The organism is Pelodictyon luteolum (assembly GCF_001622165.1).
Classification (GTDB): Bacteria; Bacteroidota; Chlorobiia; order Chlorobiales; family Chlorobiaceae; genus Chlorobium; species Chlorobium luteolum_B.
In genome coordinates, this window is sequence record NZ_LVWG01000036.1 from 84,054 (window position 1) to 103,018 (window position 18,965).

14 protein-coding genes are annotated in these 18,965 nt (G+C 59.3%); 9 read left to right on the forward strand and 5 right to left on the reverse strand.

Annotated features, from left to right (window positions below; all coding sequences use genetic code 11):
* Positions 1 to 25 precede the first annotated feature (25 nt).
* From A3K90_RS09835 to zwf, 3 genes are read left to right on the forward strand one after another with little or no spacing between them, the layout of a single operon-like run.
* Positions 26 to 2,929 (forward strand): ATP-binding protein, encoded by a 2,904-nt coding sequence (locus A3K90_RS09835; RefSeq protein ID WP_303682436.1) that lies wholly within the window; start codon positions 26 to 28, stop codon positions 2,927 to 2,929.
* A 19-nt stretch (positions 2,930 to 2,948) separates the two neighbouring features.
* A complete protein-coding gene (gene gnd / locus A3K90_RS09840) occupies positions 2,949 to 3,860 on the forward strand; it encodes a phosphogluconate dehydrogenase (NAD(+)-dependent, decarboxylating) (RefSeq protein WP_303682437.1) in 912 nt (303 codons plus the stop codon).
* Complete coding sequence (gene zwf / locus A3K90_RS09845; protein ID WP_303682438.1) at positions 3,860 to 5,284, forward strand: glucose-6-phosphate dehydrogenase; 1,425 nt, start codon at positions 3,860 to 3,862, stop codon at positions 5,282 to 5,284. The genes gnd and zwf overlap by 1 nt, the downstream gene beginning before the upstream one ends.
* Here the strand turns inward: zwf and pgl are convergent.
* Positions 5,275 to 6,072 carry a 6-phosphogluconolactonase gene (gene pgl, locus A3K90_RS09850; protein ID WP_303682439.1) on the reverse strand — a complete coding sequence of 266 codons (798 nt, stop codon included), beginning with the start codon at positions 6,070 to 6,072 and terminating at the stop codon, positions 5,275 to 5,277. The two genes, zwf and pgl, sit on opposite strands and share 10 nt — an antisense overlap.
* Positions 6,073 to 6,086: 14 nt before the next feature.
* Positions 6,087 to 8,105 carry a transketolase gene (tkt, locus tag A3K90_RS09855; protein ID WP_303682440.1) on the reverse strand — a complete coding sequence of 673 codons (2,019 nt, stop codon included), beginning with the start codon at positions 8,103 to 8,105 and terminating at the stop codon, positions 6,087 to 6,089.
* A 154-nt stretch (positions 8,106 to 8,259) separates the two neighbouring features.
* On the opposite strand from tkt, the gene A3K90_RS09860 reads away from it, so the two are divergent.
* From A3K90_RS09860 to A3K90_RS09880, 5 genes are all read left to right on the forward strand, one after another.
* The gene (locus tag A3K90_RS09860) at positions 8,260 to 8,916 is read left to right on the forward strand and encodes a DUF2278 family protein (RefSeq protein WP_303682441.1); all 657 of its coding nucleotides are present in this window, start codon (positions 8,260 to 8,262) and stop codon (positions 8,914 to 8,916) included.
* A complete protein-coding gene (locus A3K90_RS09865) occupies positions 8,870 to 9,487 on the forward strand; it encodes a hypothetical protein (RefSeq protein ID WP_303682442.1) in 618 nt (205 codons plus the stop codon). Before A3K90_RS09860 ends, A3K90_RS09865 begins: the two co-directional genes overlap by 47 nt.
* A gap of 94 nt (positions 9,488 to 9,581) precedes the next feature.
* The gene (locus tag A3K90_RS09870) at positions 9,582 to 10,295 is read left to right on the forward strand and encodes a murein L,D-transpeptidase catalytic domain family protein (protein ID WP_303682443.1); all 714 of its coding nucleotides are present in this window, start codon (positions 9,582 to 9,584) and stop codon (positions 10,293 to 10,295) included.
* 32 nt (positions 10,296 to 10,327) lie between these two features.
* On the forward strand, positions 10,328 to 11,962 hold the full coding sequence (locus A3K90_RS09875) for a murein L,D-transpeptidase (protein WP_303682444.1): 1,635 nt from the start codon (positions 10,328 to 10,330) through the stop codon (positions 11,960 to 11,962).
* Between the two features lie 4 nt (positions 11,963 to 11,966).
* On the forward strand, positions 11,967 to 12,437 hold the full coding sequence (locus tag A3K90_RS09880; protein ID WP_303682445.1) for an SRPBCC family protein: 471 nt from the start codon (positions 11,967 to 11,969) through the stop codon (positions 12,435 to 12,437).
* 58 nt (positions 12,438 to 12,495) lie between these two features.
* Here the strand turns inward: A3K90_RS09880 and metH are convergent, their stop codons facing one another.
* Positions 12,496 to 16,179: a methionine synthase gene (gene metH / locus A3K90_RS09885; protein ID WP_303682446.1), complete on the reverse strand. Its 3,684-nt coding sequence runs from the start codon at positions 16,177 to 16,179 to the stop codon at positions 12,496 to 12,498.
* Positions 16,180 to 16,322: 143 nt separating this feature from the next.
* Between metH and A3K90_RS09890 the strand changes: the two genes are divergently transcribed.
* Positions 16,323 to 17,180: a hypothetical protein gene (locus A3K90_RS09890; RefSeq protein WP_303682447.1), complete on the forward strand. Its 858-nt coding sequence runs from the start codon at positions 16,323 to 16,325 to the stop codon at positions 17,178 to 17,180.
* Here the strand turns inward: A3K90_RS09890 and A3K90_RS09895 are convergent.
* Positions 17,170 to 17,838, reverse strand: coding sequence for an alpha/beta hydrolase (locus A3K90_RS09895; RefSeq protein WP_303682448.1), 669 nt, complete (start codon positions 17,836 to 17,838; stop codon positions 17,170 to 17,172). The two genes, A3K90_RS09890 and A3K90_RS09895, sit on opposite strands and share 11 nt — an antisense overlap.
* 23 nt (positions 17,839 to 17,861) lie before the next feature.
* Positions 17,862 to 18,965, reverse strand: coding sequence for a tRNA 2-thiouridine(34) synthase MnmA (gene mnmA, locus A3K90_RS09900; protein WP_303682449.1), 1,104 nt, complete (start codon positions 18,963 to 18,965; stop codon positions 17,862 to 17,864).

Below are 18,965 nucleotides of genomic sequence, written 5' to 3' on the forward strand. Positions count from 1 at the left end.
GGAAATTTCCCATCCCCTCTCCCTCATGGCTACAGGCAGGCCGTCATACAGTGACCTTGAGCGTCGGGTGGCGGAGCTTGAGCGCCATGCCGTAGAAAGCCGTGTTTTCGAGCAGGCTTCGCTTGACCGTCAGGCCCTGTTGAGGGACCAGAACATCAAGCTGGTCAGAAAATCGATCGAGCTATCCGATGTCAAGCGGCAACTGGAGCTGAAGAACCGGGAACTCGAGCTCTCCCGAAGCCAGGTCGAGGAGACAATGGCTTCTCTCCGCAGGAATGAAAACATCCTGAACTCCATTCTCGGTAACAGTCCGGATACCATTGTTTCAGTTGACAGTGCTCACCGCATCATCTACATGAACCGGCCTGTGCCCGGGTTCGATGCCGCTTTTCAGATGGGCGATTCGCTTTGCCTTCACCTGCATGGCCCAGGACAGGATGTTTTCTGCATGACGGTCGACCGGGTGTTTGCATCCGAACGGCCGCCCTCGATCGAATCCGAGTTCACCCTGCCCGATGGGGGAACGGCTGAGGTCGAGTGCCGGTTCGGACCCTGTCTCCAGGGCGGCGAGGTCGCGTCCGTGGTCATCATCATGTCGGATATTTCGCCGCGCAAACGTATGGAGCGTGACCTGAAACGCTCGTTTGGTGATCTTGAGCGTTTCAACCGGCTTATGGTCGGCCGTGAAATGCACGCCATAGAGTTGCAGAAGGAGCTTAAGAGGCTGAGCGGCAGGGTGGCCGATCTTTCTGGGGACGGGGTGCGGGTTGACGCCGGCCCCCCGCCCTCGCTCTTGAGCGCGGGTGAGGATACGGGATCGGACCGGAACTTCCAGCGCACCGTGCTGCTGAACCTCATCGATGAAGCCAACCAGACCCGGAACGAACTGCTCGAGGCGAACCGGCGGCTGGAGGAGTCGGTGCTTAGGACCCAGCTCATGGCCGAGGAGGCGCGTGAGGCGAATGCCGCAAAGGGGCAGTTTCTTGCCAATATGAGCCATGAAATCCGGACCCCCATGAACGGCGTCATCGGCATGGCCGATCTCCTGCTTGAAACCGATCTTGACCAGGAGCAGCAGAAGTATGTGCAGACTATCATTTCGAGCGGCCGGAACCTTCTGAAGATCATCAACGACATTCTGGACTTTTCCAAGATCGAGGCAGGGCGTCTTGAGCTGGAGCATGAGGAGTTCGAGCTTGCCGAACTGCTTGAAGATGTCGGCTGTATGCTGGGGCCCGAAGCGCAGGCAGCCGGACTGGAATTGACCCTCTCTATCGCCCCCGGTAGCACCTTGCGGCTGAAAGGTGATCCGCAACGGCTCCGCCAGGTGCTTGTGAACCTGCTCGGCAACGCCGTGAAGTTCACCAATGAGGGTGGAGAAGTGGTCCTGGAGTCGACCTTGCAGCAGGAGACCGAACGGTATGCGGTGGTACGCTTCTCGGTCCGGGATACCGGGATCGGCATCCCGCAGGAGCGGATTGATTCGATTTTCGAACCTTTTTCCCAGGTGGACGGTTCTTCTGTCCGCCGCTACGGGGGCACCGGTCTCGGCCTGTCCATATCCAACCATCTCGTTGGCCGGATGGGCGGACGCATCAATGTGCAGAGCGTTCTGGACCAAGGCTCGACCTTCTGGTTCGACATCGTTCTGGAAAAGCAGCCGGAGCAGCCCTCATCCGATCACGCGGTCGGCCACGGAGCATCGCCCGTCATTATTGCTGCGCACTCGAGCATTCTCGGGGATGCACTTTCTGCTTTCATCGAGTCCATCGGCCATCCATGCCTGCGGGCGGACGGGCCGGAGGATGTGCCCGGGATGCTCTCCCGGGAGACCGCCGGATCGATGCCGCTGGTTATGCTCGACATGCGCTGTTTCGGTCCAGAGGCGGAAGGGTTCAGTGATTTCCTGCCGGCACTTAAGGCATATGAAGGACTGCATGTGGTGCTGCTCGTTCCGATGGGGTGTAACGAAGAGATGAAAACCCTTGCCGGAGGGCTCTCCGCTGTTTTTCTGGAGAAGCCGGTCCGCCGGGTTGATCTTGCCGGAATCCTCAGGGACCATGTCCGGGTGGACGGGGATGCCGGTGCTCCGAAAGCCGAGCAGAAGGCAGTCCGCTCTGGTGCCTCCCAGCCCCGGTCTTCTCTATCGCCTCTCAACGTTCTTGTCGTTGAGGACAGCATGGTCAACCGCAATGTGGCGGTGTCCATGCTCAAAAAACTCGGCTATTCGCCGGACGTGGCGGTGAGCGGAACGGCAGCCCTCGAAGCCATGCGGCGCAAGGCATACGATCTCGTGTTCATGGACTGCCAGATGCCGGAGATGGATGGCTATGAGGCAACGCGGCATATCCGCGAAGATGACGGCCTGAAAGGGTCAAGGAGCGTGCCCGTTGTAGCGATGACTGCCAATGCGATGAAGGGGGACCGGGAAAAATGCATCAATGCGGGCATGGACGACTACATTGCCAAGCCTCTTCGCAAGTCTGATTTCCAGACCATCATGGATCGCTATTTCCCCGGCATGGACCGCCCTCTTTCGGAAGATGGTCGGGAGCAGCCCATGCCGGTTGAACAGGCGGCTGCCGACAGCGTGTTCATGGTCGACGAAGTTCTGCAGCGGCTTCAGCAGGACCGGGAGATCGTCCGCATCATCCTCAGTCAGTTCATCTCTTCTGCCGAAGAGGAACTGGCGGCAATCGCCGATGCGGCAGAGCGCAACGATATGGCGCGTTTCCGTCTCCTCCTCCATACACTGAAAGGCGCTGCGGCAACGGTTGGTGCTGTTGAGCTGAGCCGGAATGCCGCCGAACTCGAGGCGGCCGAGCGCTCAAAGGACCTTGAGACATTCGGGCGGCTGCTCGGGAATTTAAACGGGTGCTTCCAGCGTTTCAGGCAAAGGGCTTCGGTCTCCGGTTGGTATGATGCATGAACATGTTAAATGACTTTGTATGAAAATCGGGTTCATCGGTCTTGGTAAAATGGGATTCAACATGGCCTCACAGCTCCTCGAGCGAGGCCATGAACTGGTCGTGTTCGACCTGCTTCCCTCCGCAATGGCGCGCATCGGAGATGCGGGTGCGGAAGTTGCTGCTTCTCCTGCCGAACTCTGCGGGAGCCTGCCCTCTCCCCGCATTATCTGGATGATGGTTCCGGCAGGGGATCCTGTCGACAGCACCCTTGAGATGCTCGAGCCTTCGCTAGCGCCGGGCGACATACTCATCGACGGTGGCAACTCCCGGTATCTGGATTCAGAGGAACGGGCCTGCCGGCTTGCCATGAAGGGGATTCGTTTCCTTGATGCGGGAACCAGCGGCGGACTGGATGGTGCGCGCCACGGTGCCTGTTTGATGGTGGGAGGTGAGAAATCGGCATATGAGGCCGTCGAACCGATTCTCAAGGACCTTACGGTCGAGGGTGGCTATGGATATATGGGCCCTTCGGGTTCCGGGCACTTCGTGAAGATGGTGCACAACGGCATCGAGTACGGCATGATGCAGGCGATGGGGGAAGGGTTCGGGCTTCTTGATGCGAGCCGATATGGACTTGACCTCGAGGATGTGGCGCGGGTCTGGTCGCATGGATCGGTGATTCGCGGCTGGCTGATGGAGCTCGCCCGTGATGCGTTTTCAAGGGACGGATCCCTCAGTTACCTTGAGGGGAAGGTGGCGGATTCGGGAGAGGGCCGTTGGACGGTGGAGTCCGCCCTCCAGCATGAGGTATCCATTCCCGTCATTGCAGCATCGCTCTTCAGCCGCTACCGTTCCCGTAGCGACAACACGTTTTCAGACCGCGTTGTTGCTGCTCTCCGCCATGAATTCGGCGGGCACGGCTTCACTCCTCCACCTACCGCCGGGCAGTAATGGACAATTTTACCATAGTTATTTTCGGCGCAACCGGCGATTTGGCCCACAGAAAGCTCTTTCCGTCGGTGTTCGACCTCGCCCTGCACCGCCATCTCCCGGACGAGTACCGGGTGATAGGGTGTGGCCGCAGGGCGTTTTCTCATCAGGAGTTTCGCGATATGGTGCTTCGTGCGCTTCAGGACGCATCGGGAAGCGCCGGTTTCGATGACGAGGCTCTTTATCTGTTTCTCCGCCGCCTGTTTTATGTCCAGCTCGATATAGCTGAAAGTGATGGTTACCACCGGCTCTACCGGGAAATCATGGATGCGGCAGGCGAGAGCGGGGTATGCACCCATCTGCTCTACTATCTTGCCGTTTCACCGGGCCTGCTGCCTGTCATCGTCGGGAACCTTGCCGCTGCGGGCCTCGGAGGAAAGGACCTGCCGTGCCCCGGATGGCGGAAAATAGTTGTCGAAAAACCCTTCGGCAGCGATCTTCAAAGTGCCCGCCTGCTGAACGCTGCCGTCGGCGGGGTGTTCAATGAAGATCAGATATTCAGGATCGACCACTATCTCGGCAAGGAGACGGTGCAGAACATTCTGGTCTTCCGGTTCTCAAACGGCATTTTCGAGCCACTTTGGAACCGGCATTACATCGCCAGCGTCAGCATCACCATTGCCGAGGATTTCGGCATCCGCGGACGTGGCGCATTTTACGAGGAGGTCGGTCTCCTTCGCGACATCATCCAGAACCATGCACTGCAGCTGCTGGCAGCCGTTGCCATGGAGCCCCCTGTCGACCTCCAGTCCGACTCGGTGCGCGATGAGAAGAGTAAGGTGCTGCGTTCGATCCGTCGCCACACCCCTCTAGACGCCGGAAGTGCCATTGTACTCGGGCAGTATGATGGGTACCGGAACGAAAAAGACGTCAACCCGCACTCCACCGTTGAAACCTTTGCCGCACTCAGGTTTTTTGTCGACAACTGGCGGTGGCAGGGCGTTCCGTTTTATGTGAAAGCGGGCAAGAACCTGTCGGAAACGCGTACCCAGATTGTCATCACCTTCAAGTGCCCCCCGCAGAACTTTTTTGGTCCTGCCGACAGCTGCAGCTACACGGCCAATCAGGTCATCATGACCATCCAGCCGGAGGAGACGATCGCCCTTCGCTTCGGAACCAAGCGGCCGGGCGAGGCGGTGCTGACCGATCCGGTCTACATGAAGTTCGATTACCGCGATGCGTTTCCGGGCGAGGGGCTTACCGCATACCACCGGTTGCTGCTTGATGCCATTACCGGCGAGCGGATGAACTTCATCCGACAGGATAGCGTGGAGCACGCCTGGGAGGTGGTCGACGCCATCCGCCATTCGGTTGACGGCACTCCGCCTGCGCCCTACCCGGTCCATTCGGACGGCCCTGCCGATGCCTCCCGGATTTACGGCTGAGCCTTGAACCAGATGGCCTTTCCGTTTACCGGTCGGACCATCGAGGCCGGCAGCTCCGGCCGGCTGCCGCTGATGATTGATTCGGCAAGTTCCTCACGCTCGTCTGAAGGAACGAAAAAAAGCACTGTCCGGGCCTGGTTGAGCACCGGGAGCGTTAGGGTAAGGCGCGGGACCCTCGGCTCGAGAGCGGGCGGGGGGACCGCAATGACCCAATGGCTCTTTTCTTCAAGTGCCTCCGTATTGCCCGGAAAGAGCGATGCGATGTGCCCGTCGGGTCCCAGTCCGAGGAGCACCAGGTCGAACGTGGGCATCCCGCCATGGAGACCCCCCCCGGAGCCGGCAGGGGTCTTTCTGATACGTGCTTCATATGCCGCCGCCGCTTCATGGGCCACTTTTTCACCCTCCATCCTATACACCCTTAGCCCGCCGTTTTCCATCCCCCGGAAAAGGGTTTCCTCTGCCATCCGGTAATTGCTCCGGGGATCGTCGGGTGGTACAGAGCGCTCATCACCCCAGAAAAACAGGCACTCATGCCACGGCATGCCGATCGTGCCGTTTTCTTCGGTCGTGACCTTTGGGGGGGTAATGCCCTGGCGCAGGAAGATGTCGGCACCAATGCCTGTTCTCAAGAGGCGGTAGAGCGGCCGGGGGGAATTTCCGCCTGACAGGGCCATGGCAAAGAAACCGTGTTCCCTGACACATTGCCACGCTTCAAGAATGATGCATGCTGCGGCCTGTTCTGTCAGTTCCGGTAGAGTACCGGTGAAAATCTCCATTTGTTTATCCATAGGGCTCCGGGCGTTCATGTTGCTGTTTCCTTGAGCTCGCGGACCGTTTGGGCGATGTGGTTTGCAGTGAAGCCCAGCGCTTCCATAACAGCCTCCCCCGGTCCGGAAGCTCCGAACCGGTCAATGGCGATGATGCGTCCCCGGGGGCCGCTGAAGCGGTCCCACCCGAACGGGGAGGCCGCTTCGACGACGACACGGGTGGTGACCTTCGGCGGCAGCACCTGCTTCTGCCACGCTTCCGTCTGGCGGAGAAACAGCCCGCTTGAGGGCATGGAGACCACCCTGGTCGGGATGCTCTCTTTATCCAGCATTGCCTTTGCCTGAAGGGCGATGTGGACTTCGGATCCGGTTGCTATGATGATTGCCGCTTTTTGCGGGGACGGCTCATTCTTCCAGTCGGAAATGATGTAGCCTCCCTTTGCCACACGCTCCATGCAGTCGTCGTTATCCCTTTCCAGCAAGGGGAGTTTCTGACGGCTGAGGACCAGGGCGACGGGGCCTTTGCTCCGAAGCGCGAGAGCCCATGCCGCTTTCGTCTCGTTTGCGTCGGCAGGCCGGATGAGGGTGAGGTGCGGCATAGCCCTGAGCATGGCCAGCTGTTCGACCGGCTGGTGCGTCGGCCCGTCCTCTCCGAGGGCTATGCTGTCATGGGTGAAGATGAATACCACAGGGAGGCGCATGAGTGCCGCCAGACGGATGGCCGGCTTCATGTAATCGGCGAAGATGAGGAACGTTGCGCCGTAAGGACGGAGGATTCTTGAGAGCGCGATGCCGTTGAGGATTGCTCCCATGGCGTGTTCCCGGACTCCGAAATGGATGGTGGATCCGCCGGGGTTTTCGGCAGTGAAGCTCGCTGCTCCCTTGAGGAGTGTGCCGCAGGAGGGGCCGAGATCAGCTGAACCGCCGATGAGGAATGGAATTCTTTCCGTTATTGATTCCAGGCAGGCCTGCGATGCCTGACGGGTTGCCCTCTCCAGCGGGGGCGTGAATGAGGGAAGAGCACTCTGCCAGTCATCGGGGAGCTTCCCATTGAGCTGTTCACGGAGGCTATGGGCGTTTTCGGGGAATTGGAGGGCATAGCGGTCGAGCATGCTGTTCCATGTTTCTTCGAGGGCTTCGCCCCGTTCCCGAACAGGGCGGAAGTGTTCGCGGACTTCGGGGGGGACGTGGAACCGGGCTTCCGGCGGAAAGCCGAAGGCTGCTTTCAGAAGCATAGTCTCTTCCGGACCGAGCGGTTCGCCGTGCGCTTTTGCCGTGTCCTGCCGGTTGGGACTGCCGTAGCCGATGTGGGTCCGGACCCTGATGAAGCTGGGCTGACGGGTCTCTTTTCTGGCAAGCATCACCGCATCATGTATGGCGTTGGTGTCGTTGCCGTCCTCAACCTCCAGAACCTGCCAGCCGTAGGCCCGGTACCTGGATACGGTGTCCTCGGTGAAGGAGAGGGAGGTTGGTCCCTCTATCGATATTCCGTTGCTGTCGTACAGGCAGATCAGTTTGCCGAGCTGCAGGTGGGCGGCAACCGAAGCCGCTTCGCTGCCGATGCCTTCCATCATGTCCCCGTCGCTGCAGATGACGTAGGTATAGTGGTTGATGATCTCAAACCTGCCCCGGTTCAGGATGGCTGCAGCATGCCGTTCCGCAATGGCCATGCCGACGGCGGTTGCAATACCCTGCCCGAGTGGCCCCGTGGTGGTTTCCACTCCCGGCGTCAGGCCGTATTCGGGATGTCCCGGCGTGCGGCTTCCAAGCTGGCGGAATTGCTGCAGGTCCTCCATGGTGAGGTCATATCCCGATAGATGGAGCATTGCATAGAGGATTGCGGAGGCGTGCCCTGCGGAGAGGACGAACCGGTCCCGGTTAAGCCACGAGGGGTTCCGGGGATTGTGGTTCATGATGTGCCGGAAGAGTACGAAGAGCATCGGGGCTGCACCAAGCGGCATGCCGGGGTGGCCGGACTGCGCCCGCTCAACCATGTCGACGGCAAGTAATCGGGCGGTGTTGATTGACAGCTGGTCTGAAGGATCTCTTGCCATCACGGGTTCCGGCGGTTTGGGTATCTCCTCTTCATCGGCAATATACCAACCCGTCCGGCCAGCCGAAAGGTTTCATTGAGACGCGCCTGACTTTGCGGGCGGCGGAAGTGTTGCGTACCTTTCTGTACGGGTCCTCGAACGAAAGTACATGCATATGCCCCTCAACGACGGCTACGGCGTTCTTGCCGGAACGCTCGGCAACTGGTACTGCGACCACACAAGGGAGTCGGGGCAGTACTATCACTGCAACCTCAGGGTAAGGGCGAGGGGCCGGTATTTCCGCTGCCCGGTCGACCTTGACAGCAAGCACCTTCCGGACGGGCTGGAGTGGCGGGTCGTTGATCCCGTTCCCTCGTTTCCTGTTCCGCTGGAGCGACTGGCCGACGGGTGGCATGCGCTTGAATCCCGTCCCGGCACCGGGGCCGTTGATTACTACCGCAGCCCCGAGCTTCAGCCTCCTGCATCGGATGCTTCTTCGCCAGCCTGGATGTCGGGAACCGGTGCCAGGGCATTCAGGGACCTTGAGCCCCTGCTCCAGCAGTGCCGGAGGATTTTTGTATTTGGCGAGCCGTTCCGTCATGGCAGTGGAGTGCACAACATCCACCAGAACCAGGGCGACCCGCCGCATTCACGGTGGCGGAGGGAGAACGGCACCTGGCAGGACGGCGCCATATTCATCTTGCGCCATGATGGCACCTTCGCGGCATTTTTATGTAAATTCAAGACGCAGAAAGTTTTTTCTCCTTCAGAGCAGGATCTTTCTCATGGCGCAAGTGAAAACAGGAATACTCGACCGTTACGCAAGGACTGAAGAGGGACGCGTGGTGATAGACGTTTCGGCCCCGCGCGTGGAGGATCTCTATGCGGATTTCGACAAAAAAGCTCCGTATCACCGCAAGGATCTTGACGACGACCTTGTCGAATACCTTGCGGGCTGCGTGCAGGAAATCGGTCGCGCTGATTTCGTCATCCGGTTCGCCTTCGACCAGCAGCCTGAAGACGTTCTGATGGAAGAGGTGCGTTCGGGCGTCAACTTTTTTTTCATCTATCAGCGCGAACTTGAGCTGGCGGCCATACGAAAGATGCTGCAGGTATCCTTCATGCTGCTGTTGTCGGGTCTTGTGATGCTCGCTGCATCACTCTGGCTGCCCGGTCAGTTCGAGATTCCCGATGCGGGCGCCGCACCCTCGAGAATTCTTGTCGAAGGCCTCACGATTGCCGCATGGGTTGCTATATGGGAGGCATTGGTCCGCTTCCTGATGGACTGGACTCCGAAAATCCGTCGCGCCCGGCGATTCCGACGGATTGCCTCCGCACCGGTCGTCTTCACCCCTGCAAGGGATCCGGTGGACATCGCCGCCACCTCCCGGAGTCAGAGATAGATGTAAATTTTATATATATTGAATGTTTATTGTCATGCTTGAGCCCTTTCGGCATTGATGCCTTAGGGTTTTCCTCAATGTATAAGTGATGCGTATGGCCACGATGAGAACGGGCGCGTCCGGCGCCCTGCTTCTGGTATACATGCTTACCCTCTCTCTTGCGGCACCGGCTCTGGCGGCCGGCCCACCGCCGTCGCGCGCAGCCGATATCGCCGCCTTTGCCGCGGCTCCGGCCCTTCGCGCCGAGCTCAGCCCTGATCTTCTCGCAGCAGCGCTTTCCGGGTATTACCGCATGCTCGGGCAGGGGAAGATCCTTCGGGAGGGAGTCATGACTGTGATTGATTTCAACCGCCCGTCTGCTGAAAAACGACTGTTCGTTATCGACATACGGAACAGAAGCATCATCTATTCCTCCCTTGTGGCACATGGCAGCGGGAGCGGTGGCGCTACGGCCGACCGCTTTTCCAATGAGCCGGGATCATATCAGAGCAGTCTGGGATTTTTTACAACGGGTGATACCTATGCAGGCCGGCACGGTTATTCTCTCCGGCTTGAGGGTATGGAACAGGGCGTCAACGATAATGCCACGATGCGGAGCATTGTCATCCACGGAGCCGACTACGCCACCAGAGGATTTATATCGAAGTATGGGCGGCTCGGCCGGAGCCAGGGGTGTCCGGCGCTGCCTCCCGATAGTTCAAGGCCGGTGATTGATCTTATCAAAGGCGGAAGCTGCCTGTTCATTTATCACGACAGTGCGGGGTATGCTTTCTCGGCTCACCTGCCGGGTCCCGACAGCACGTCCTGAGGACACCTCAGTGACCAACCGGAGGGTTGCACATGCTTCTCTTGCTCCTGATCCTCTTCGCATTCAGTCCGGCCCCGCCGGCACCGGAGGCCGCACGGCCTCAGGATGATGTGCCGGCAGCCATCAGTCTCTGCATCGCAGGCCTTCAAAGAGCGCATCCCGCCCCGGATCCTCACCATACCTGCATCCGCCAGCTGTACGACCTGTATGCCCCAAGACAGTTTCGGCCTCTCTGGACGCAGCGCCGTTTCGTTGATGCCCTGCTTCGTGAAATTGACTCCGCCGGCGCCGACGGCCTTGATCCGGATGACTATCACCGCGAAGCCGTTTTCCGCCTGACGCATTCTCCGCCCTCGACTATGGAGGAACGGGTGCAGGCGGAGCTCCTTCTCTCTGACGCATTCCTCACCCTCGCCGCCCATCTCCGTTACGGCAAGGTCGATCCCCTGCGCCTTGATCCGAACTGGAACTTTCCTGGTTCAGGCGTCCGCTCAGCCATTGGCCTCAGGATGCCTCGTGCACCCGGCGAGGATGGACCTGCAGTACTCTTGCAGGATTTCCGTCCCCGTCATCCCAAGTATCATATGCTCCGCCGCGCGCTTGGCCGTTACCGCGCCATCGAGGCTTCGGGCGGCTGGCCGGTTGTACCGCCGGGCCCCGCCCTCACGCTCGGCATGAGAAGCCCGCGGGTACAGGCTCTTCGCCGTCGCCTTGCCATTGTCGGTGACCTTGAAAGCACCGCCACGGACACTTCGACGGTCTTTGACAGGGAACTCTCTCTCGGGGTACGCCGCTTCCAGAAGCGCCACGGCCTCAATGATGACGGGGTGCCGGGCACCGCGACCCTGAGCGCAATGAATGTGCCGGCTTCGGTGAGGGTCGAGGCGCTTCGCGTGAATCTTGAGCGCTACCGCTGGTTCCTCAACGACCTGGATTCGACCTATGTTCTGGTCAACATCGCCGGATTCAGTCTCCAGTATGTGGAAAAGGGAGACTTTCGCTGGGCCACGAGGGTGATTGTCGGCAGGCCATACCGGAAAACGCCTGTGTTCAAGGCCGATATGGTGTCTGTCGTGTTCAACCCCCGGTGGGTTGTTCCTCCAACCATCCTCGTCAAGGATGCGCTTCCCGCCATCCGGAAGGATCCCGGCTGGCTGAAGGCTAACAACATGTCGGTCATCGACAGCAAAGGCAGGACCGTTGATCCTGCATCGGTCGACTGGCACGCCCTTAAGGGGGCATCTTTCCCCTACCGCCTGCAGCAGGCCGCCGGGGATGAGGGCGCGCTTGGCAGGCTCAAGTTCCTTCTTCCGAACCCGCATATCGTCTACCTGCACGACACCCCCAAAAGAGAGCTCTTCAAGCAAAGCGCCAGGACATTCAGCTCCGGCTGCATCAGGGTGGAAAACCCGCGCCACCTGGCCCAACTGGTTCTCGCCGACAGCGTGAAGTGGAGTTCACGACAAATAGATTCACTTATCGACGCCGGCAGGACCCGGACCATAAGCCTCCCGAGACCCGTACCCGTCCTCATCCTTTACCTTACCGCGATGTCGGAGGGTGAGGTGGTGATGTTCCGTAATGATGTATACCGGCGGGACGCCGCCGTCCTCCAAGCCCTTCAGGCACCTCTTCCCCACTATAAAACGGAAAGCTGCGGCTTTTGATGCCATGTCATTCACTGTCGAAATCACCGTGCGGCGCGAGTTTTGCACCGCATCCAGCCCGGAAGATGTTTTCCGGCTTCTTGCCGATGTACCCCGTTCGGCATCCTATTTCCCCCAGGTCCTGCAGCTGGTTGATATCGGCGATAATGCATACCGGTGGGAAATGGAGAAAATCGGTGTTGGCGGCTACACGCTCCAGCAGACCATCTATGCTTCCCGGTACGCTTCCGACCCGGCGGCCCTCAGTGTTTTCTGGACTCCGGTGCCAGACGTCGGCAACGCTCTTGTGGAAGGACACTGGACCCTTACGCCTGCAGGCGGCGGAACTTCGGTCGCGCTGTACTCCAAAGGGCTCCTTACGGTCGAGCTGCCAGGTTTTCTCCAGCTTCTGCTCTCCCCGCTCGTTGCGATGGAGTTTGAGAGCCTCATCGGCCGCTACATCCAGAACCTTTCGGCAGCCCTCGGCCCGGAATGAAGAAACCGGATATGGGCTCCGGTTTCTTCATTGGTGTTCTCTTGGGCGGTCCCTGTGTCTATGGTTCGTAGGCGAGGTTGGGCGCAAGCCACTTCTCGGCGTCCTGCAGGCTGAGGCCTTTGCGCCCTGCATAGTCCTCCACCTGGTCCTTCTGGATTTTGCCGAGTACGAAGTAGCGGGCTTCGGGGTTGGCGAAGTAGAGTCCACTGACCGAAGCTGCGGGGTTCATCGCATAGGTCTCGGTGAGGGTGATGCCGGTGTTTGCTTCGGCATTCAGCAGCGCAAAGAGCTCTGCTTTTTCCGTGTGGTCGGGGCATGCGGGGTAGCCGGGTGCAGGGCGGATACCCTGATAGTTCTCGCTGATGAGGGATTCAGAGCCGAGGATCTCAGCGGGGGCGTAGCCCCAGAGTTCCCGGCGCACTTTTTCATGCAGCATTTCGGCGAAGGCTTCTGCGAGCCGGTCGGCGAGTGCCTGCAGGAGGATTGCGCTGTAGTCGTCATGTACCTCGCGGAATTGCTCGAGAATGGGTTTGATGCCGAGGCCGGTGGTTACGGCAAACCCTCCGATGTGATCTTTAAGGCCGCTCTCTTTGGGTGCCAGGAAATCTGCCAGGGCAAGGTTGGGTTCTCCTTCGGGTTTTTCCTGCTGCTGGCGCAGGGTGTGGATGGTGCCAAGGAGTGCCGTATGCGTTTCGTCGGTGTAGACTTCGATGTCGTCGCCGTTGCTTGAGGCAGGGAACAGCCCGGCAACTCCCCGTATTCCGAGCAGTTTTTCCTTTTCGATGCGCTCAAGCATGGCATTGGCGTCTGCAAAAAGCTTGGTTGCTTCAGTCCCGACCTTGGGATCGGAAAGGATTTCAGGGTAACGGCCGTGGAGCTCCCAGGTCTGGAAGAACGGCGTCCAGTCGATATAGGGACGGAGCGTTCCGGCAGTGACGTTTTCAAGTACGGTGATGCCGGGTTTTTGCGGCAGAGGCGGGATTGTTGCGTTCCAGTCGGTACGGAAGCTGTTCCGACGGGCATCCTCAATACCGAGGTACCGCTTTGCCGCGCCTCTCTCTATGTGCCCGCGGCGCATGGCTTCCTGTTCTTCCTTCAGTTTGGCAACATAGGCGTCTTTCAGCTGCGGGTTGAGGAGGCTGCCTGCGACGGGCACGCTGCGCGAGGCGTCGAGCACCTGGACAACGGGGCCGGAGTAGACCGGGGCGATTTTCACCGCAGTGTGGATTTTCGAGGTGGTGGCGCCGCCGAGGATAAGCGGGATTTTCATGCCGAGACGTTCCATTTCCCGTGCGACATGCACCATTTCGTCGAGAGACGGGGTGATGAGTCCGCTGAGGCCAATGATGTCAGCCTTTTCGCGCTCTGCAGCCTCGAGGATCTTTTCACAGGGCATCATGACCCCGATGTCGATAACCTCGTAGTTGTTGCAGGAGAGAACGACGGAGACGATGTTCTTGCCGATGTCGTGCACGTCGCCCTTGACAGTGGCGAGCAGGATCTTCGCTGCGGCTTTGGTGTCTTTGTTCCGGGCCTTCTCCTCTTCGATGAAGGGGATGAGCCATGCGACCGAGCGTTTCATGACGCGGGCGCTCTTGACTACCTGCGGGAGGAACATCTTGCCTTCTGCAAAGAGGTCGCCGATGGCGTTCATGCCGTCCATGAGCGGGCCTTCTATGACCTGCAGGGGGCTCAGGTAGAGCTTGCGCGCCTCTTCTGTATCCTCGTCGATGTACTCGACGATGCCTTTGATGAGGGCGTGACGGAGGCGTTCCACAACAGGCAGCGAACGCCACTCTGCGGCTTTTGCCTCAATTTTTTCTCCACCGTCCCGGATGGTTTCTGCAAAGCTTACGAGACGCTCGGTGGCCTCAGTGCGCCGGTTGAGGAGCACGTCTTCCACGCGGACCAGGAGTTCGGGGTCGATGTCTTCGTAGATGGCAAGCTGGCCGGCGTTGACGATGCCCATGTCGAGCCCTGCCTGGATGGCGTGGTAGAGAAATGCAGCGTGCATGGCTTCCCGCACCGGCTCGTTTCCACGGAAGGAGAATGAGACGTTGCTGATGCCGCCAGACACTTTTGCGTGCGGGAGGTTCTCCTTGATCCAGCGAACGCTTTCGATGAAGTCGAGGGCGTAGCTGTCGTGTTCTTCGATGCCGGTGGCGACGGTGAGTACGTTGGGGTCGAAAATGATGTCTTCGGGAGGGAACCCGACCTCCTCGGTGAGGATGCGGTAGGCACGCCCGCAGATCTCTTTCCTGCGTTCCAGGCTGTCGGCCTGACCTGCTTCGTCGAAGGCCATGACCACGGTTGCAGCACCGTATTCAAGGATTTTCGCGGCTCTTTGGCGGAAGGGTTCTTCACCCTCCTTGAGGCTGATGGAGTTGACGATGCTCTTTCCCTGGACGCACTGCAGTCCTTTTTCAATGACGGACCACTTCGAGCTGTCGATCATGACGGGAACCTTGGCGATTTCAGGTTCCGAAGCGATGAGGTTCAGGAACTCCTCCATCACGCGTTCGCTGTCGAGCATGCCTTCGTCGACATTGACGTCAATCACCTGCGCGCCGCTTTCGACCTGCTGGCGGGCTATCGAGAGGGCTTCGTCATAATTGCCCTCACGGATGAGGCGGGCGAATTTCTTCGAGCCGGTGACGTTGGTCCGCTCTCCGACATTTATGAATCCGGTGGTGGCGTTGACCCGGAGTGGCTCGAGGCCTGAGAGCTGGAGTTCATGCGACGCCGTCGGCCGTTTTCTCGGCTGGAGTTCATTCACGGCTTCGGCGATGGCCTTGATGTGGTCTGGCGTGGTGCCGCAGCAGCCGCCAACAATGTTTACGAAGCCGGACTCGGCGAAATCGGCGATCTGGGCAGCCATGTATTCGGGGGAGTCATCATACTCACCGAACTCATTCGGCAGGCCGGCGTTCGGATAGACGCTGACGAAGCTTTCAGCAACGGTGGAGATCGCCTCGATGAACGGGCGCATCTGTTTGGAGCCGAGTGCGCAGTTCAGTCCGACCGAGAGCAAGTCCGGCATGTGGGCGATGGAGATCCAGAAGGCTTCGGTGGTCTGGCCGGAAAGGGTTCGGCCGCTCTGGTCGACGACGGTGCCGGAGACCATGACGGGGACACGCTTATTGGTCCGGCTGAAGAACTCTTCTATGGCAAAGAGCGCAGCCTTGCAGTTGAGGGTATCGAAGACGGTTTCGACGAGCAGCACGTCCACTCCGCCTTCCATCAGCCCTTCAATCTGCTGGAGGTAGTTGTCGACCACGTCGCGGAAGCTGACGGCCCTGTAGCCGGGGTTGTTGACGTCGGGGGAAAGAGAGAGGGTCTTGTTAGTCGGGCCGATTGATCCGGCAACGAATCGCGGCTTTTCGGGGTCTCTTGCGGTGTAGGCGTCGGCTGCTTTCCTTGCCAGTCTCGATGCTTCAAGGTTGAGTTCCCTGATGAGGTCTTCGGTTCCGTAGTCGCCCTGCGAAATAGGGTTGGCGTTGAACGTGTTGGTTTCAATGATGTCGGAACCCGCTTCGAGAAAGTCGCAGTGGATCTCGTAAATGATATCGGGACGGGTCAGCACCAGAATGTCGTTGTTGCCGAGGAGCGGGTGGGTGTGACTCCTGAAGCGTTCCCCCCGGTAGTCGTTCTCGGTTAATTTATGGCGCTGGATCATAGTGCCCATGGCGCCGTCGAGGACGAGGATGCGCTCGTTGAGGAGATCTCTGAGTGTTGCCTTCATGCTGTATGCTGGATCCGGTTTTAAAAATGGGAATATACGGATAAGTCGGCAATTCCCTGTGCATGCCTGTGGCCTATGGAGGGTTTAAATCGTATATTGTTGATGACGGTAACCCCAAGCAACCTGCAAACATGCAACGCCCCATGCGTACCCTCACATTCAAGGCCATTGTGCCGATGCTTTTCATCCTGCAGCTGATGCTGCCTTTTTCCGCCCGCGCAGGCTTGCCCCTCGGCGGCTTCGGCTTTGAGGCGGGACCCCATATGTCGTGGTTTTCTTATGATGAGCCCGGAGTAATGGAAGAGTCGGGACTGATGTACGGCGTTTCGGGGGCCTGCTCTTACCGGGCCGACAATCTGCCGGCAGGCATAGACATGCTTCGCCTTGAGGCGATGATTGCCAGAGGTGAGGTGGACTACTCCTCTTCTGGTTCGGGGGATTTGAGCGGAATCGATGAGCGGATGTATGAGATCAGGCTGCTTGCCTCCAGGGATATTTTCAAAGGGCTGCGCTCAACCCTGTCCTGGTACACCGGCATCGCCTACCGCAGGCTGGATGACAGCAGCGGAGGAATGGTCTCTACGAGGGGTTACTGCGGCTACGACCGCCACAGCAACTACTGGTACAGCCCCATCGGCATGGAACTGGTTGCCAGGCAGGGTGCCGGCTGGTCGATCGGCGGCACCCTTGAGTATGATGCCTTCTGGGGCGGGAAGCAGGTGAGCGACTTGACCGATGCCAACAACGCTTCCTATACGTACTCCGCTGATCTTGAAAACAGCCAGTCGAGCGGGTACGGTTGGCGCGCGGCACTGATGTTCCGTCAGGAGCTCGGCTTCGGCGCCATGTCGTTCGGTCCGTTTTTCCGGTACTGGAACATCGACCGCTCCGACGTTGATACCATTGTCGTCACCGAGAACGGGGTACAACGGGTCACAGGGTTCGTGGAACCCGACAACAACTCATCCGAATACGGGATGGCGGTCTCTATCAGCTTTTAGCCGCCGTCCGCTTCTCGATCCATGAGCGTATGGTGGCGACCCCTTCACCCGATATCTGGTGCGCCACCGGGTATTCGTGGTAGCTGAGGTCGCTGACCCGCTCTTTGAGCCAGCGCTCGGATGCGCGTCCTTTTTCAATCGGCAGCACATCGTCATAAATGCCGTGCATCACCAGAAACGGCAGATCCCTGAGCCCTTCGGGGCCGCTTGCTTCAGGGAGGTTCGATTCGGGGAGCTGCCCCGAGAGGGCTATGACGCCGTGCAGGAGTTCCGGGCTCCTGAATGCTGTGAGATAGCTCATCACCGCCCCCTGGCTGAACCCCATCAACAACACTTTCCCTCCCGCCGGGCTGAACGTCTCGATCAGTTCCCGGGTGAATAAAATGAACCGGTCCAGTGCGAGCGCTGCGGCTGCATAGTCCACCGTGATGCCTGTCGGCGTGAACTCAATCGGAAACCAGCCGAACATGTCCATGTCGAGCATCACCGGCGCTCTCGGGCTGACATAGCGGCACGTTGCCGGGAGATCCGGGGCAAGCTGGATAAGGTCTTTTTCGTTGCTGCCGTAGCCGTGCAGCATGATGACGAGGGGGGCTGGTTCAGGGCCTCTGGGGTCGAGTTCAAGGGTGGTGAGTGAGCGTTGCTGTCGCTGGAGCATGGCTATTGAGGGTCGTGTTGCGGTTATGGGTGTAGTTCCATGGGCAGGGTGCCCTCTATGATGCCGCCGCCGAGCACTTCATCGCCGCGGTAGAAGACGGCTGCCTGGCCGGGGGTGAGGGCGCTTTTTGGTTCCTTGAACATTATTCTGGCTGTGACTCCGGCCGGACCCGGCTCCAGCGGGATTATGGTGCAGGGGGAGGCGGAGTCTCGGTACCTGATCTTTGCTGTGGCTTCCATCGGCATAGAGGGCGGATCAACCCCGATCCAGTTGAGGTGCCTGACTTCAACCGCAGTTGAGAGAAGTGCGCTTTTCGGACCGGTATGGACGATGTTGCCGATGGGGTCGATGGCTGTTACGTAGAGAGGCTCCCCGGTGGCGGTGCCGAGTCCCCTTCGCTGGCCGATGGTGTAGAACGGGTAGCCTTTGTGGTGGCCGATGACCCGCCCTGAAGGGTCGAGGATCTCCCCGCCCTCGACTCGCCGGCGAAGCCCCGGCACAGCGTTTTCCAGAAAACTGCAGTAGTCGTCGTCAGGTACGAAGCAGATCTCCTGGCTTTCTTTTTTTTCTGCAGCGGTGAGGCCGAAGGAACGGGCCATGTCGCGTACTTCCGGCTTTGTAAGGGCGCCGAGCGGCAGGAGCGTCCGTGAGAGCTCTTCCTGTGTAAGCATCCAGAGGAAGTAGCTCTGGTCTTTCTTCCGGTCAATGCCGGCAAAAAGCCTGTGCCGGCCGTCGATGAACGCTGTGCGGGCGTAATGGCCTGTGGCGACCATGTCCGCACCGAGCTGGGCGGCTCCTTCCAGAAGGCCTCTCCACTTGATGGTTTTGTTGCAGACCATGCAGGGGTTCGGGGTCCTTGCGGCAAGGTACTCGCGCTTGAAATAGTCGATCACCTTTTCCTGGAATCTCGCCGACAGGTTGAGGGTGAAGACGGGGATATGGAACTCCTCCCTGTTGGAAATCCTCATCGGTGAGGGCTCGAGAACAGGTGATTCATCCCCCTCATTCAGCACCTTGAGATGCAGTCCCAGAACCTCGTATCCCTCGCGGACGAGAAGGCATGCCGCGACCGAAGAGTCCACGCCACCGGAGAGGCCGACAATGACTTTTTTCTTCTTGCGTTCCAT

Coding starts and splice junctions, on each gene's coding strand:
- A3K90_RS09875 (WP_303682444.1), top strand. CDS start 10,328: ATGCTTCTCTTGCTCCTGATCCTCTTCGCATTCAGTCCGGCCCCGCCG.
- tkt (WP_303682440.1), bottom strand. CDS start 8,105: ATGGCAAGAGATCCTTCAGACCAGCTGTCAATCAACACCGCCCGATTA.
- A3K90_RS09865 (WP_303682442.1), top strand. CDS start 8,870: ATGGCGCAAGTGAAAACAGGAATACTCGACCGTTACGCAAGGACTGAA.
- A3K90_RS09880 (WP_303682445.1), top strand. CDS start 11,967: ATGTCATTCACTGTCGAAATCACCGTGCGGCGCGAGTTTTGCACCGCA.
- metH (WP_303682446.1), bottom strand. CDS start 16,179: ATGAAGGCAACACTCAGAGATCTCCTCAACGAGCGCATCCTCGTCCTC.
- A3K90_RS09870 (WP_303682443.1), top strand. CDS start 9,582: ATGGCCACGATGAGAACGGGCGCGTCCGGCGCCCTGCTTCTGGTATAC.
- A3K90_RS09860 (WP_303682441.1), top strand. CDS start 8,260: ATGCCCCTCAACGACGGCTACGGCGTTCTTGCCGGAACGCTCGGCAAC.
- A3K90_RS09835 (WP_303682436.1), top strand. CDS start 26: ATGGCTACAGGCAGGCCGTCATACAGTGACCTTGAGCGTCGGGTGGCG.
- gnd (WP_303682437.1), top strand. CDS start 2,949: ATGAAAATCGGGTTCATCGGTCTTGGTAAAATGGGATTCAACATGGCC.
- A3K90_RS09895 (WP_303682448.1), bottom strand. CDS start 17,838: ATGCTCCAGCGACAGCAACGCTCACTCACCACCCTTGAACTCGACCCC.
- mnmA (WP_303682449.1), bottom strand. CDS start 18,965: ATGGAACGCAAGAAGAAAAAAGTCATTGTCGGCCTCTCCGGTGGCGTG.
- pgl (WP_303682439.1), bottom strand. CDS start 6,072: ATGGATAAACAAATGGAGATTTTCACCGGTACTCTACCGGAACTGACA.
- A3K90_RS09890 (WP_303682447.1), top strand. CDS start 16,323: ATGCGTACCCTCACATTCAAGGCCATTGTGCCGATGCTTTTCATCCTG.
- zwf (WP_303682438.1), top strand. CDS start 3,860: ATGGACAATTTTACCATAGTTATTTTCGGCGCAACCGGCGATTTGGCC.